This is a genomic window from Methylobacterium oryzisoli (assembly GCF_046557895.1).
Taxonomy (GTDB): domain Bacteria; phylum Pseudomonadota; class Alphaproteobacteria; order Rhizobiales; family Beijerinckiaceae; genus Methylobacterium; species Methylobacterium oryzisoli.
In genome coordinates this window covers 196,115-209,085 of the sequence record NZ_JBKIBX010000009.1, presented here as the reverse complement: position 1 = coordinate 209,085, position 12,971 = coordinate 196,115, and the positions used below count along the sequence as shown (strand labels likewise).

The window sequence follows — 12,971 nt, the reverse complement described above, 5'->3', positions numbered from 1 at the left end:
CGGGGCCGCCGGGCGAGGCCGGGCCTGCGGGTCCTCCGGGCAAGCCCGGCGCGCGTGGGCCGGCCGGGCCTGCGGGGCCGCGCGGCCCTGCGGGTACGCCGGGTGCGCGGCCGGCCAGCCCGCCTCGCGCGACGAGCCCCACTCCCGCGCGCGAGCCGCTGCCGATCCAGCCTGCGCCCTCCCCGCAGGTGCCCTATTGACCAGGCCGCGTGCCGAAGGCCGGCCAGGGCAGCGGCCGGCTTGGGACGTCAGGGCGCCTTGTGATGCGGCGAGGCATGAGAGGGCGCGTGTCTTTGGTGTCGATCGCGGCTGATGCTGGACGCCGGCCGATGACCGGGTTGATCCGGACCGGTCTGGGCCAGCAGCGCCGACCGATCGAACGTCGCCGTCGGAGCGCGATGCGTCCGCTCAGGCCGCGGCCGGGGGGGCGGCGAGCACGTCGTCCAGCGTCAGCGGCCGTCCGGCGGCCGCCCGCAGGCGAAGCAGGGCACTCTGCCGGAAGCGGGGGTCGCTCGAGATTTCCAGGCCGGCCCAGCCCGGGATCGGCAGCGGCTGCGTCTCGTGCTCCACCTCCACCTCCGCGAACAGGAGGCCGGCGAGGTCACCTTCGAAAACGTCGACCTCCCAGAGCAGGCCGGCATGCGGCACGGTGTGGCGCACCTTGTGGATCTGGTTGGTCGGGCAGACCGCCGCCATCATGGCCTCCGCGTCGGCCGGCGGAATCTCGTACTCGAACTCGGCCCGTCCGAGCCCGGCGCGCGGTCCCTTCACGGTCAGCCACGCCCGCGTCTCGTCGAGCCGCACCCTGACCTTGCCCCCGCCCGCCTGGACGATCAGGCCATCGCGCAGGCGCCGCTGCCCGGTGACCGCACGGCGCCAATCGTCGTTCACCACGAGGAACTTGCGTTCCACTTCGAATCGCATGGATCGTCCCGCGTCCGGCAGAGGGTCGGTCGGCGTCGCATCGCTCCGCTGGGGCCACGCCCGCATATCCATGTCCCTCACGTCCCGTCCGCCGGCACCGGCGTCGTCCTGTGGGTTGCCTCACCGTGGCGGACGTCGTCACGTCGGTCCGATCGGACCGCCGGCACGCGCGCAACCGATCGGTCGATCGCCGGCCGATCGATCAGCAACGACGCCATTCCTACCATGGGCACCGCGACCGTGAATGCCATCGGACGTTAATCGTCAACAGGATACTGCGCAACCGAAAGGTTTGTAGGCGGTCGTTCCTGCGTCTTTCGATAGGGGAGCTGGCGGAATAGCCTTCCCGGCCCGGACTGACATTACGGCACCACGCGGGTCGCGGGCGCCATGCCCGTGAGGATCGCCGTGACGGAACTGGGGGCATGGACCGAGCCGACGACGAGGGAGAGGCGGCTCTCGCGGGCGAGCGCGAAGGCGGCCGTGTCCATCACCTTGAGGTCGCGGGCGATGGCCTCGTCATGGGTGAGGCGGTCGTAGCGCACCGCCTCGGGGTCGCGCTTCGGGTCGGCGGAATAGACCCCGTCCACCTGCGTGGCCTTGAGGACCGCGTCGCATCTCAGCTCGGCGGCGCGCAGCACCGCGGCGGTGTCGGTGGTGAAGTAGGGGTTGCCGGTGCCGCCGGCCAGCACCACGACCTGTCCCTTGTCGAGGTGATGCAGGGCGGGCTGGCGGGCGTAGGTCTCGCAGATCGTCGGCATCGACACCGCCGACATGGTCCGGGCGGTGACGCCTGCGGCGTTGAGCGCGGTCTCCAGCGCCAGCGAGTTCATCACCGTGGCGATCATGCCCAGCGAATCGCCGGTGGCGCGGTCGATCCAGCCCGCGGCCGAGACCCGCGCGCCGCGGATGACGTTGCCGCCGCCCACCACGAGGGCGATCTGGAAGCCGGCGTCGATCGAGCGGGCGATGTCGTCGGCGAGCGCCGCGAGGGTCGGCGGGTGCAGCCAGTAGCCGTCCGGTGCCGCGAGCGCCTCGCCGGACAGCTTCACGAGCACGCGGCGAATCGGCGTCGTTTCCGACATGGGGCCTCCTGGCACGGTGAGGGTGCGGCGGGGTTCTACCCCGCCCGCCCCGGCCCGTCGAGGCGCCCCGTCACGGCAACGGCCCGGGACGCGGACGCCCCGGGCCGTTGCGCGATGCGGAAACGGGGAGGGGGAGACGCTCCGGCGCCCCCCGAGCCTCAGCCCCGGATCGTCAGCCCTTGACCGCGGCCGCGACCTCGCTGGCGAAGTCCGGCCCCTCTTCCTTCTCGATGCCCTCGCCGAGCGCGTAGCGCACGAAGGCTGCGAGCTTCACCGGGCCACCGGCCTTGCCCTCGGATTCCTTGAGCACCTGGGCCACGGTCTTCGAGGTGTCGTGCACGAAGGGCTGCTCCAGGAGGGTGACCTCCTTGTAGTAGCTCTTCAGGCCGCTCTCGACGATCTTGGCCAGCACGTGGTCCGGCTTGCCGGCGTTCTTCTCGCGCAGGATGTTGCTCTCGCGCTCGACGGTGGCCGCATCGATGCCCGAGGCGTCCAGCGCCAGCGGGTTCGTGGCGGCGACGTGCATGGCGATCTGCCGGCCGAGCGTGCTCAGGAACGTGACGTCCCCCGCCGATTCCAGCGCCACCAGCACGCCGATCTTGCCCAGGCCCTCGCTGACCTGCCCGTGCACGTAGGAGGCGATCACGCCCTTCTCCACCGCGAGCCTCGCGGTGCGGCGCAGGGTCATGTTCTCGCCGATCGTGGCGATGAGTTCCTGCAGCCGGTCCTTGACGGTCGTCTGCGAGCCCGGGAAGTGCGCCGCCTCCAGCGCCTCGACGTCGCCCTCGGTGTTGAGCGCGATCTTGGCGGCCTCGCGCACGAAGGCCTGGAAGCCGTCGTTGCGGGCGACGAAGTCGGTCTCGGAGTTCACCTCGACCACCGCCGCGTGGCGGCCGGCGGATTCCACCGCGACCAGACCCTCGGCGGCCACGCGCCCGGCCTTCTTGGCGGCCTTGGCGAGGCCCTTCTTGCGCAGCCAGTCGACCGCGGCCTCGATGTCGCCCGCCGTCTCGTTCAGGGCGGACTTGCAGTCCATCATGCCGGCGCCGGTCTTCTCGCGCAGGTCCTTGACCATCGCAGCCGTGATGTTGGCCATGGGACGTCCTTTCCACTCCACCGATAAAGGGAGCCCGGCGCTGCGCGAGCGCCGGGCTGTCATTCCGTCAACCTGTCTGGGGCGCGAACCGCGCCCGGATCGGGGCGCGAACCGCGCCCGGATCGGGCCGCTCACGCGGGCCGGCCCTCACGCGGCCGCGGCGGCCTCGACGAAGGCGCGGGCCTGGTTGATCCAGCCGTCGCGGTCGATGCGGCCGTTGAGCTTCAGGTCGGCATCGACCTTGGCCACGTCCTCGGGCGTCATCGCGGCGACCTGCCAGTAGTGGTAGATGCCCGCGTCGTTGAGCTTCTGCACGAGCTGCGGGCCGACGCCGGTGAGCTTGGTCAGGTCGTCGGGCGCGCCGCGCGGGGCGGCGAGCAGCTCGAAGGGCTCGCCCACGTAGGGCTCGGAGATGTCGACCGGGGCGACCTCCGGCTCGTTGAGGTTGGCCGGCAGCTCCTCGGCCATCGGCTCCTCAGAGGCGCCGACGTCGATGCCCATCGAGCCCTGGCCGCGCGAGATGCCGTCGATCGCCGCGCGGGCGATGAGGTCGCAGTAGAGCGCGATGGCGCGGCCCGCGTCGTCGTTCGCCGGCACCACGTAGGTGATCCCGTCCGGGTCGCAGTTGGTGTCGACGATGGCCGCCACCGGGATCCCGAGGCGCTTGGCCTCCTTGATCGCCAGCTGCTCCTTGTTGGTGTCGATCACGAACAGCAGGTCGGGCACGCCGCCCATGTCCTTGATGCCGCCGAGCGCCTTCTCGAGCTTGTCCTTCTCGCGAGAGAGCATCAGGCGCTCCTTCTTGGTGAGGCCCTGGCCGCCGCCGGCCAGGATCTCGTCGACCTTGCGCAGGCGCTGGATCGAGCCCGAGATGGTCTTCCAGTTGGTGAGCGTGCCGCCGAGCCAGCGGGAGTTCACGAAGTACTGGGCCGAGCGCCGGGCCGAATCCGCCACCACGTCGGCGGCCTGCCGCTTGGTGCCGACGAACAGCACGCGACCGCCCTTGGCGACCGTGTCGCTCACCGCCTGCAGCGCCTGGTAGAGCGCCGGCACGGTCTGGGCGAGGTCGATGATGTGGATGTTGTTGCGGGTGCCGAAGATGTAGGACTGCATCTTCGGGTTCCAGCGGTGCGACTGGTGGCCGAAATGCGCGCCGGCTTCGAGGAGCTGACGCATCGAGAAATCGGGAAGGGCCATGTCTTTGTCTCTCCGGTTCGATCCGCCGCGGAGGGTGCAGCCAGCGTGAAGCCGGCCACCGGAAACGCCTCATTGCTGCATGAGGCCGGCTCCGCGTGTGGGATGGCGGGCGCTTTATCGGATCGGGCTCCGGATGGCAAGGCGGCCCCTCGCCCCGCGCCTGCACGGCCTTGATCTCGCCCCGCGCCGCCTCGACCGTGGCGGCGCCCCGAATCGGGGCTGAGGGAGGCCGCTCGCATGAGCCAGGACCGCGTCACGCTCTACCACTCGCCGAACACCCGCTCGTCGAGCGCTCTGCTGCTCCTGGAGGAGCTCGGCGCGCCCTACGACCTGCACGTGCTCAACATGAAGGCGGGCGAGAACCGGGCGCCGGCCTACCTCGCCGTCAACCCGATGGGGAAGGTGCCGGCGATCCGCCACGGCGACGCCCTGGTGACCGAGCAGGCGGCGGTCTTCCTCTACCTCGCCGACCTCTTCCCGCAGGCCGGCCTCGCCCCGGCCCTCGGCGACCCGCTGCGCGGCCCCTACCTGCGCTGGATGGTCTATTACGGCAGTGCGTTCGAGCCGGCGGTGGTCGACAAGCACCGCGGCGGCGAACCCGCTCCCCTGGCGATGTCGCCCTACGGCAGCTACGAGGCGGTGATGGACCTCGTCAACGCCCAGCTGCGGCGCGGCCCCTACCTTCTCGGCGAGCGCTTCACCGCCGCCGACGTGCTGTGGGGTGCGGCGCTCGCCTGGACGACCATGTTCAAGCTGGTGCCCGAGACGCCCGAGATCACGGCCTATGTCGGCCGGCACCTGCAGCGCCCGGCGGTGGCGCGGGTCCGCGAGAAGGACGCGGCGCTGGAGGCGGCCTGGGCGGCCTGATCGCCCGCTGCACTCAGAAATACGCCGGCCGGGGCTTCGGCCTGCCGATGCCCCGCCGAGCCGGACCCGTCCAGGGGACGAAGCCGGTCAGCTGATCGGGCAGCGGCCCCGGCCCTTGTAGACGTAGGGCTTGCCGACGAGGTTGTAGCAGACCTTGCCGCCGTGATCCGCCGGGCGATAGACCCCGCCGTGACCGCCCCTGGTCCAGCCGCCGTAGCGGCCGTGGCCGCCGTGGTAGCCGGATTGGGCCTGCGCCGGCATGGTGCCGGCCAGCACGGCGGCGCCGAGCACGAGGGCGATCAGGCGGGGCATCGTCTGGGCACTCATCCGTCCACTCCTCCGTGAGGGGCTTTCCTCGTCGGCAGAGTGCGGCCCCGTGCGAGGCGCCGCCGTGCGCGATCTCACGCCTCCTTGAAGCCGTATTCCGGCACGCCCTCCTCGTTGCCGTAGTACTTGTAGGGCAGGAACTTGCCCGACATCGACAGCTTCACCCGGTCGCCCTTGTTGTTGGGCTCGCGCTCCATCGTCATGTTGAAGTCGATCGCCGACATGATGCCGTCGCCGAATTCCTCCTGGATCAGCTCCTTCCAGGTGGTGCCGTAGACCATGACGAGTTCGTAGAAGCGGTAGATCAGCGGGTCGGTCGGCGGCAGCGACGGGATCGAGCCGCGATAGGGCGCCTCGTTGAGCAGGCGCTCCTCGGCCTGGCTGAGGCCGAACAGCTCGGCGGCCTTGTGGGCCTGGGCCTTCGGCAGCTTCATCTGGCCCATGCAGGCGGCCGTGATCAGGATCGGCGAGATGCCGCCGATCTCGTCCTGGATGTACTTCCAGGTCCAGCCCTTCTCGCGCTTGATGTCGAGCAGCTTCTCGGTGAGGTCTTCGCGATTCATCTCGTCTCTCCCGTGAAAAGAAGTGTCAGGCGCGCCGGGCGGTGGGGTTGGCGGCGGCGATCGCCTGCGCGTCGGCGTCGGACAGGGTGGGGCGCACCACCGGCGGATGGCGCGGGTCGTAACCGGCGGGTTGCTGCTCGCGGAACGTGCAGCTGCGGGTCACCAGGAAGTCGATCAGGTGGTTGCGCAGGGCGTAGTAGCCGGGCGCGTGGTGCAGGGCCGTCCGGTCGCGGTCGGCGGGCAGCGGGTTCTCGACGATCTCGGCCACCTTCGCCTGGGGGCCGTTCGTCATCAGCACGATCCGGTCGGCGAGGTAGATCGCCTCGTCGACGTCGTGCGTGATCATGAACACGGTCTGGCCGGTCTGGACGCAGATGCGGCGCACCTCGTCCTGCAGGGTTCCGCGCGTCAGCGCGTCGAGGGCCGAGAAGGGCTCGTCCATCAGCAGCATCTTGGGGTCGATGGCGAGCGCGCGGGCGATGCCGACGCGCTGCTTCATGCCCCCCGACAGCTCCGCCGGCCGCTTCTGCTCCGCGCCGGCGAGCCCCACCGTGGCGATGGCGCGCCGCGCCCGCTCCTCCACCTCCGCCCGCGGCGCCCTGCGCCAGCGCGAGGCGACCGCGTAGGCGACGTTGCCGAGCACCGTGCGCCAGGGCAGCAGCGCGTGCCCCTGGAAGATCACCGCCCGGTCGAGGCTCGGTCCGGTGATCTCGCGCCCGTCCGCGATGACGACGCCCTCGGAGGGCGCCTCCAGCCCCGCCAGGATGTTGAGCACCGTGGTCTTGCCGCAGCCCGAATGCCCGATCATGCAGACGAACTCGCCGCGCCGGATCGGCAGCCACAGGTTCTCGAACACCGTGGTGGTGCCCCCGCCGGGCGCTGGGTAGCGGCGGGCGATTCCCTCGATCGAGAGGTACTTGTCGTCGGACATGGGGGATCCGGGAGGCGGGGGAGCGGCGCGGAAGGGCAGCAGGGTCGCCATCGCGCTCACTCCGGGAAGGTCACGAGGGCTTGCGCGCGGGCGAGCAACTGGTCGAGGACCATGCCGACGAGGCCGATCACCAGGATCGAGGTGATCACGTTGGTGATCGAGAGGTTGTTCCACTCGTTCCAGACGAAGTAGCCGATGCCGGTTCCGCCGACCAACATCTCGGCCGCGACGATGACGAGCCACGCGATGCCGATCGAGATGCGCATGCCGGTGAGGATGGTGGGGGCCGCCGCCGGCAGGATCACCGTGAAGGCCCGGCGCAGCGGCCCGACCTCCAGGGTGCGGGCGACGTTGAGCCACTCGCGGCGCGTGCTCGCCACGCCGAAGGCCGTGTTGATCAGCATCGGCCACAGCGAGCAGATGAAGATCACGAAGATCGCCGAGAGCCCGGAATCCTTGATCGTGTAGAGGGCGAGCGGCATCCAGGCCAGCGGCGAGACCGGCTTGAGCACTTGGATGTACGGGTCGAGCGCCCGGCTCATCAGCGGCGACATGCCGATCAGGAAGCCGATCGGGATCGCCACCAGCACGGCCAGCAGGTAGCCCAGCGCCACCCGGCCCACCGAGTAGGCGAGCTGGATGCCCAGGCCCTTGTCGTTGGGGCCGCGGTCGTAGAACGGGTCCTTGAGGTGCCGCCAGATCGTCGCCGCCACGTCGAGCGGCCCCGGCATCGCCGACTTGCCCGTCGTCGCGCTCGCGCCCATCAGGGCGGCGTATTCGGGGTCCATCGCCTCGGTCTTGGCCGTCCCGCCGACCGCGACGTGCCAGGCGGCCAGGAAGCCGAGGAGGAGCAGCGCCGAGACGAGGCCGGCGCGGAGCGGCAGGGCGGCGCGCATGCTCAGCTCGGCCGCCGGATCGCGAAGGAGTCGAGGTATTCCTTCGGCTTGTCGGGATCGAACGGCTTGCCCATCACCGCGAAGGTCTTCGAGGTGGCGGAAGGCGGCGTCAGGCCGGTCTGCCGCATCAGCTTGGCCGCGTCGGTGGCGAGGTAGACCCGCTCGGCCACGGCCTTGTAGTCGACGTCGCCCTTGATCTGCCCCCAGCGCTTCATCTGGGTGAGGATCCAGACCGCGAAGGACTGCCAGGGGAAGGCGTCGAAATCGATCCGGTCGGGCACCCTGCGCACCTGGCCGAGCCCGTCCGCGAAGGTGCCGGTGAGCACCTGCTCCACCACCGTCACCGGCTGGTTGAGGTAGTTGGCCGGCGCGATCTGGGCCGCGATCTCCTTGCGGTTCTCAGGCTTCGACGCGTAGGCGGTCGCCTCGATGATCGCGCGCAGCAGCGCCGCGTAGGTGTTCGGCGTCTCGGTCATGAAGGCCTGCGAGGCCGCGAAGGCGCAGCAGGGGTGCCGGTCCCAGATCTCCTTCGACAGGACGTGGATGAAGCCCACCCCGTCGTAGACCGCGCGCTGGTTGACCGGGTCGGGGGCCAGGAACCCGTCGATGTTGTCGGCCCGCAGGTTCGCGACCATCTCGGGCGGCGGCACCGCCCGGATCTGCACGTCGGTGTCGGGATCGACGCCGTGCTCCGCCAGGTAGTAGCGCAGCAGGTAGTTGTGCATCGAGTAGTCGAACGGCACCGCGAGCTTGAAGCCCTTCCAGGCCTTGGGGTCGCGCCGGTCCTTGTGCTTGACCGCGAGCGTGATGGCCTGCCCGTTGACGTTCTCGACCGCCGGCATCGTGTAGGCCTGCGGGTTCGAGCCAATGCCGAGCGAGATCGCGATAGGCATCGGGGCGAGCATGTGCGCGGCGTCGTATTCCTTGTTCAGGGTCTTGTCGCGGATCACCGCCCAGCCGGCGGTCTTCACCACCTCCACGTTCAGGCCCTGCTTGGCGTAGAAGCCCATCGGCGCCGCCATGATGATCGGCGTCGCGCAGGTGATCGGGATGAAGCCGACCTTCAGGTCCTTCCTCTCCGGCGCGCCCGCCTGCGCGAAGGCCTCGGCGGCGAAGCGGATCGGCAGCACCTCCTGCAGCGCGGCCGTCGCAGCACCGATGCCGACCGCCGAGAGGAAGGCCCGCCGCGTGGCGTCGCGGGGAAACAGCGCCCGCATCACCGCGCCCTCGACCAGCCGCTCGGCCCGGCCCTCCTCCGAGAGCGCCGCATTATGCGCCGCTTGGCTCGCATGAGCGCCGCAGGAGCAGGTGCCGCGCCACAGGCGCCGCGTCGCGTCGAAAGGATCATCGAACAAAGCCATGGTGGGCTCCCGCGGCCGAGGGGTGGGCTCACCGATGGTGGCAAGCGGCATGCCAAGGCGTGCAAGGGCCGAAAACCCTGCTCATGGAACGGCTTTTACGGTATTGCCGAGCTACGAAAAATCGTGATTTACGAGATTTCGTGGAGCATGCTACGAGATCTCGTGACCTGCGGCGGAGGGAGCCGATGGCGACGTCCGGTGCCCTGGAACTCGGTCCCGTCTTCGACGGCGCGCCCGAGGCGATGATCCTGCTCGATCCGGGGGAGGACCTGATCCTCGCGGCCAATCCCAGGGCGGAGGCGCTGCTCGGCTATTCCCGCCACGCCCTCTCCGGTCTGCGGGCGAGCGCGCTGCATCCGGGCCAGCTGCCGGCGCTGGTGGTTTTTACCGAGGCCGCCTTCGCCAAGGGGCGCACCTGGACCCATGCGCTGACGCCCCGCCATGCAGAGGGACACGCGGTCCCGGTCGAGGCCCTCGCCTCCGTGATCGATCTCGACGGGCGGCGGGCGCTGCTCGTGTGCCTCGCCGATCTCGACGAGCGCCGCCGCCGCCTCGTCGACGCGGAGGCCGACCGGCACATGCGCGCCGGCATCGCCGAGTGGCAGCGGATGGAGCGCATCTTCCGGGACATCGAGCGCGAGAACCAGCTCATCCTGCGGGCGGCCGGGGAGGGGATCTACGGCGTCAACGCCGAGGGGGTGACCACCTTCGTCAACCCGGCGGCCGAACGCATGCTCGGCTGGTCCGCCGCCGATCTCGTCGGACGGGACATGCACGGCGCCGTCCACCACAGCCGTCGGGACGGCAGCCACTACCCGCATCACGATTGCCCGATCTACGCCGCCTTCCGGGACGGCGCCGTGCACCACGTCGAGGACGAGGTTTTCTGGCGCCGCGACGGCTCGTCCTTCCCAGTGGAATACACCTCGACGCCGATCCGCGACCGCGGGAGCCTGCTCGGCGCGGTGATCGTCTTCCGCGACATCAGCCAGCGCCGCGAGGCCGAGGAGCGGCTGCGGGCGGCGCTGGCCGAGGTCGATTCCCTGCGCGAGCGGCTGGAGCGCGAGAACGCCTACCTGAAGGAGGAGATCCGCCAGGAGAGCCGGCACACCGGCATCATCGGGCGCAGCCCCGCGGTCGAGCGCATCCGCCAGCAGATCGACCTCGTGGCGCAGACCGACGCCACCGTGCTCGTCACGGGCGAATCCGGCACCGGCAAGGAATTGATCGCGCGGGCGATCCACGAGGCGAGCCGGCGGCGCGAGCGCCCGCTGATCCGGGTGAACTGCGCCGCGGTGCCGCGCGACCTGTTCGAGAGCGAGTTCTTCGGCCACGTGCGGGGCGCCTTCACGGGGGCGCTGCGCGACAGGGTCGGCCGGTTCGACCTCGCGGATGGCGGCACGCTCTTCCTCGACGAGGTCGGCGAGATCCCGCTCGATCTGCAGGGCAAGCTCCTGCGCGTGCTGCAGGAGCGGCAGTTCGAGCGGGTGGGCGAGGAGCGCACCCGCGCGGTGGACGTGCGGGTGATCGCGGCGACGAACCGCGACCTGCGCGCGGAGTCGCGGCGAGGCCGCTTCCGCGAGGATCTGTACTTCCGCCTCAACGTCTTCCCGATCCAGGCCGCGCCCCTGCGCGAGCGGCCGGACGACATCCCGCTCATCGCTCAGCACGTCCTGCGCGGCGTCGCGCGCAAGCTCGCCATCCCGGACCTGCGCCTGACGGAGGCCGATCTGCGGCGCCTCCTTGCCTACGGCTGGCCCGGCAACGTGCGCGAACTGGAAAACGTCATGGAGCGGGCCGCCATCCTGTCGGCCCGCGGCCGCCTGCGCCTCGACCTGCCGGAAACGGAGGCCGCCGCGCCCGCGCCGTCCGCGCCGGAGCCGACCCGCGCCGCCCCGCTCACCGAGGCCGAGCGCCGCGTCCGCGACCGGGCGGATATCGAGGAGGCGCTCCGGCTCTGCGGCGGCCGGGTTTTCGGGTCGGACGGGGCGGCGGCTCTGCTCGGCGTGAAACCCACCACGCTCGCCTCGCGCATCAAGACGTTAGGTGTGATGAAGAAACGAAAGCATTAATTGCAAGGTAAATCCTGATATGCTAGACTCATGTCAACGCAATGGTACATGAATGTTGTCGATTTACTTAATGAGGCATATTATCTGCAAATATAAGATCTATTTCGAGCCGTGAATGATGCACGGCAATTCAATTGTTTGCATTATTTTTGGAATGCAATTAAATGATCACAGATCATCTTCCTTGGTTGAGGCTGCGATATTGGCGATGCGAGCAGTGTTGAACAGCTGGGCCGCTGTTGCTAACGCGACCAAAAGAGCGTAACACATCGACCAATATCCAAAGAATGAAAGTATTACTATGGAGTAAACTCGACAGAGCAAGCCGAAGAATATTGCAACGGTTTGAGCTGCGATGAAGTGAAAGAAAGAGGCAACGATTTTAATGAAAAAGGACTCGCTTCTACCTCCTTCTGTGAGGTATTTGAACATCGGTGATGCAGTAAAAGATAACATGATCGCCATGCCGCCCATCGAAAATCCAAGGATGTTTGGAAGTACGCTTAAGGGAAGTTGTGCCCATGTTCGTACACCATCTTTATCCAATTCAAGCCACGCTGGTGTAGTAAGTACTGTAAAAAATAAAGCGAACCATAGGTATGGAGATGTTAAGAATGCATTAAGACCACCATACGCCCTCCAGTAAAGTTTTATTGGCTTAAGTGCTGTCGAGTCGCGCAAAAATTCGCTTTGCAATTTGTATAGCTGTATCAATTGTCGTCGAATGAGGGTCAGCATATGCTTTATGACTCTTCGGATATTGCTTCGACGAAAGTATTATCTGGCCGCCTTCATTCTCGCCTTTAGCCTCCACAAATCCATGCCTTAAGGCTGCTGCGCCTTGCTCCCTCATTGTTTCATCAGGTTTCAGTCCCTCCTTTGAATCCGATACTCTGTATCTGATTATTTCTGCGCGAGCATTAATTCTTTCTAATCTTTCAATGATGCGGTCTGCATCTATAGAGTTATCATCGGGGTTTGGTCTTCCAATTTGGATTTCTAGCTGAGAGATTCTGGGAATACTAAATATTTTATCCAAAGTATTTTTTTCAACCACCAAATCAACTTCAACATGATACAAGGGATATCCATCAATCAAAACATATACAATGGAATTGGTTTGGAAAATTGTCCTGAATATTTTTTCTGCGTTAGAGGGTGCTAAAGTTCTTGATTCAGCATTGCGCGACTCAAATACCAATAGATGCCTTTCTTCGACAAAAACATAAATAAAACTTTGCCAATTGAATCCAATGTTTTCAGGAATAATGATGTCAGCGAGTTTTTCTTCGTCTGGTTTCTGCAGCAAGATCGTGTCAATTACGGGTTGATTTTTATCAATTTCAGTCCAAGAAAAAATATAGCCCCAGAAAACGCCGTCCTTTGTATCAGACGGTTTCGAAAAAGCTGCAATTTTTTCACCATAATATTTTACTCGCTTACCGGCCAAGCCCTCAAATAGCTTGCGATAGGCTCCCCGAGGATGAGGTGTTGCGCTAATGTTTAAAGCGTGAAACTCCACAGTTGCCATACTTACCTCCTAACAATTGCTTTGTTAGAAAGTTTTTATGGGCTGCGCAACCCCTTTCTCGCTATCGCTCACTCTATAAAAACACTTTTTCACTTAAATTTTCTTTGATGTAATTATAGTA

General features: G+C 66.8%; 13 protein-coding genes. 2 read left to right on the top strand and 11 right to left on the bottom strand.

All coding sequences use genetic code 11. The features are described from left to right. Positions 1–408: 408 nt before the first annotated feature. The 4 genes from ACKUB9_RS11750 to ACKUB9_RS11735 all read right to left on the bottom strand — a co-directional run bounded on the left by ACKUB9_RS11750 (position 409) and on the right by ACKUB9_RS11735 (position 4,302). Complete coding sequence (locus ACKUB9_RS11750; protein ID WP_407522058.1) at positions 409–924, bottom strand: CYTH domain-containing protein; 516 nt, start codon at positions 922–924, stop codon at positions 409–411. Between the two features lie 362 nt (positions 925–1,286). Continuing rightward, positions 1,287–2,009, bottom strand: coding sequence for a UMP kinase (gene pyrH / locus ACKUB9_RS11745; protein ID WP_407522056.1), 723 nt, complete (start codon positions 2,007–2,009; stop codon positions 1,287–1,289). Positions 2,010–2,181: 172 nt separating this feature from the next. Further along, entirely contained in the window at positions 2,182–3,105 is a 924-nt protein-coding gene (gene tsf / locus ACKUB9_RS11740) for a translation elongation factor Ts (RefSeq protein WP_407522054.1), read from the bottom strand. Between the two features lie 147 nt (positions 3,106–3,252). Next, positions 3,253–4,302, bottom strand: a complete 1,050-nt coding sequence (locus ACKUB9_RS11735) for a 30S ribosomal protein S2 (RefSeq protein ID WP_407522051.1) — start codon at positions 4,300–4,302, stop codon at positions 3,253–3,255. A 237-nt stretch (positions 4,303–4,539) separates the two neighbouring features. On the opposite strand from ACKUB9_RS11735, the gene ACKUB9_RS11730 reads away from it, so the two are divergent. Next, the gene (locus tag ACKUB9_RS11730) at positions 4,540–5,169 is read left to right on the top strand and encodes a glutathione S-transferase family protein (protein WP_407522049.1); all 630 of its coding nucleotides are present in this window, start codon (positions 4,540–4,542) and stop codon (positions 5,167–5,169) included. Between the two features lie 87 nt (positions 5,170–5,256). On the opposite strand, the gene ACKUB9_RS11725 is transcribed toward ACKUB9_RS11730, so the two are convergent. From ACKUB9_RS11725 to ACKUB9_RS11705, 5 genes are all read right to left on the bottom strand, one after another. Then, positions 5,257–5,496 carry a hypothetical protein gene (locus tag ACKUB9_RS11725; RefSeq protein ID WP_407522047.1) on the bottom strand — a complete coding sequence of 80 codons (240 nt, stop codon included), beginning with the start codon at positions 5,494–5,496 and terminating at the stop codon, positions 5,257–5,259. 74 nt (positions 5,497–5,570) lie between these two features. Further along, the gene (gene cynS / locus ACKUB9_RS11720; protein ID WP_407522045.1) at positions 5,571–6,059 is read right to left on the bottom strand and encodes a cyanase; all 489 of its coding nucleotides are present in this window, start codon (positions 6,057–6,059) and stop codon (positions 5,571–5,573) included. Between the two features lie 25 nt (positions 6,060–6,084). Beyond that, positions 6,085–7,041: an ABC transporter ATP-binding protein gene (locus tag ACKUB9_RS11715; RefSeq protein ID WP_407522043.1), complete on the bottom strand. Its 957-nt coding sequence runs from the start codon at positions 7,039–7,041 to the stop codon at positions 6,085–6,087. Positions 7,042–7,046: 5 nt separating this feature from the next. Further along, positions 7,047–7,886: a nitrate ABC transporter permease gene (ntrB, locus tag ACKUB9_RS11710; protein WP_407522041.1), complete on the bottom strand. Its 840-nt coding sequence runs from the start codon at positions 7,884–7,886 to the stop codon at positions 7,047–7,049. 2 nt (positions 7,887–7,888) lie between these two features. Then, positions 7,889–9,247 (bottom strand): CmpA/NrtA family ABC transporter substrate-binding protein, encoded by a 1,359-nt coding sequence (locus ACKUB9_RS11705; RefSeq protein ID WP_407522039.1) that lies wholly within the window; start codon positions 9,245–9,247, stop codon positions 7,889–7,891. 185 nt (positions 9,248–9,432) lie between these two features. Here ACKUB9_RS11705 and ACKUB9_RS11700 point away from each other — a divergent pair, with 185 nt between their 5' ends. After that, positions 9,433–11,319: a sigma 54-interacting transcriptional regulator gene (locus ACKUB9_RS11700; RefSeq protein ID WP_407522037.1), complete on the top strand. Its 1,887-nt coding sequence runs from the start codon at positions 9,433–9,435 to the stop codon at positions 11,317–11,319. A 168-nt stretch (positions 11,320–11,487) separates the two neighbouring features. Here the strand turns inward: ACKUB9_RS11700 and ACKUB9_RS11695 are convergent, their stop codons facing one another. Further along, entirely contained in the window at positions 11,488–11,793 is a 306-nt protein-coding gene (locus ACKUB9_RS11695) for a hypothetical protein (protein ID WP_407522035.1), read from the bottom strand. Positions 11,794–11,977: 184 nt separating this feature from the next. Beyond that, positions 11,978–12,850 (bottom strand): DUF4747 family protein, encoded by an 873-nt coding sequence (locus ACKUB9_RS11690; RefSeq protein ID WP_407522033.1) that lies wholly within the window; start codon positions 12,848–12,850, stop codon positions 11,978–11,980. Positions 12,851–12,971 lie beyond the last annotated feature (121 nt).

Coding starts and splice junctions, on each gene's coding strand:
- ACKUB9_RS11750 (WP_407522058.1), bottom strand. CDS start 924: ATGCGATTCGAAGTGGAACGCAAGTTCCTCGTGGTGAACGACGATTGG.
- ntrB (WP_407522041.1), bottom strand. CDS start 7,886: ATGCGCGCCGCCCTGCCGCTCCGCGCCGGCCTCGTCTCGGCGCTGCTC.
- ACKUB9_RS11730 (WP_407522049.1), top strand. CDS start 4,540: ATGAGCCAGGACCGCGTCACGCTCTACCACTCGCCGAACACCCGCTCG.
- ACKUB9_RS11690 (WP_407522033.1), bottom strand. CDS start 12,850: ATGGCAACTGTGGAGTTTCACGCTTTAAACATTAGCGCAACACCTCAT.
- ACKUB9_RS11725 (WP_407522047.1), bottom strand. CDS start 5,496: ATGAGTGCCCAGACGATGCCCCGCCTGATCGCCCTCGTGCTCGGCGCC.
- ACKUB9_RS11735 (WP_407522051.1), bottom strand. CDS start 4,302: ATGGCCCTTCCCGATTTCTCGATGCGTCAGCTCCTCGAAGCCGGCGCG.
- ACKUB9_RS11715 (WP_407522043.1), bottom strand. CDS start 7,041: ATGGCGACCCTGCTGCCCTTCCGCGCCGCTCCCCCGCCTCCCGGATCC.
- ACKUB9_RS11700 (WP_407522037.1), top strand. CDS start 9,433: ATGGCGACGTCCGGTGCCCTGGAACTCGGTCCCGTCTTCGACGGCGCG.
- ACKUB9_RS11705 (WP_407522039.1), bottom strand. CDS start 9,247: ATGGCTTTGTTCGATGATCCTTTCGACGCGACGCGGCGCCTGTGGCGC.
- cynS (WP_407522045.1), bottom strand. CDS start 6,059: ATGAATCGCGAAGACCTCACCGAGAAGCTGCTCGACATCAAGCGCGAG.
- pyrH (WP_407522056.1), bottom strand. CDS start 2,009: ATGTCGGAAACGACGCCGATTCGCCGCGTGCTCGTGAAGCTGTCCGGC.
- ACKUB9_RS11695 (WP_407522035.1), bottom strand. CDS start 11,793: ATGGGCGGCATGGCGATCATGTTATCTTTTACTGCATCACCGATGTTC.
- tsf (WP_407522054.1), bottom strand. CDS start 3,105: ATGGCCAACATCACGGCTGCGATGGTCAAGGACCTGCGCGAGAAGACC.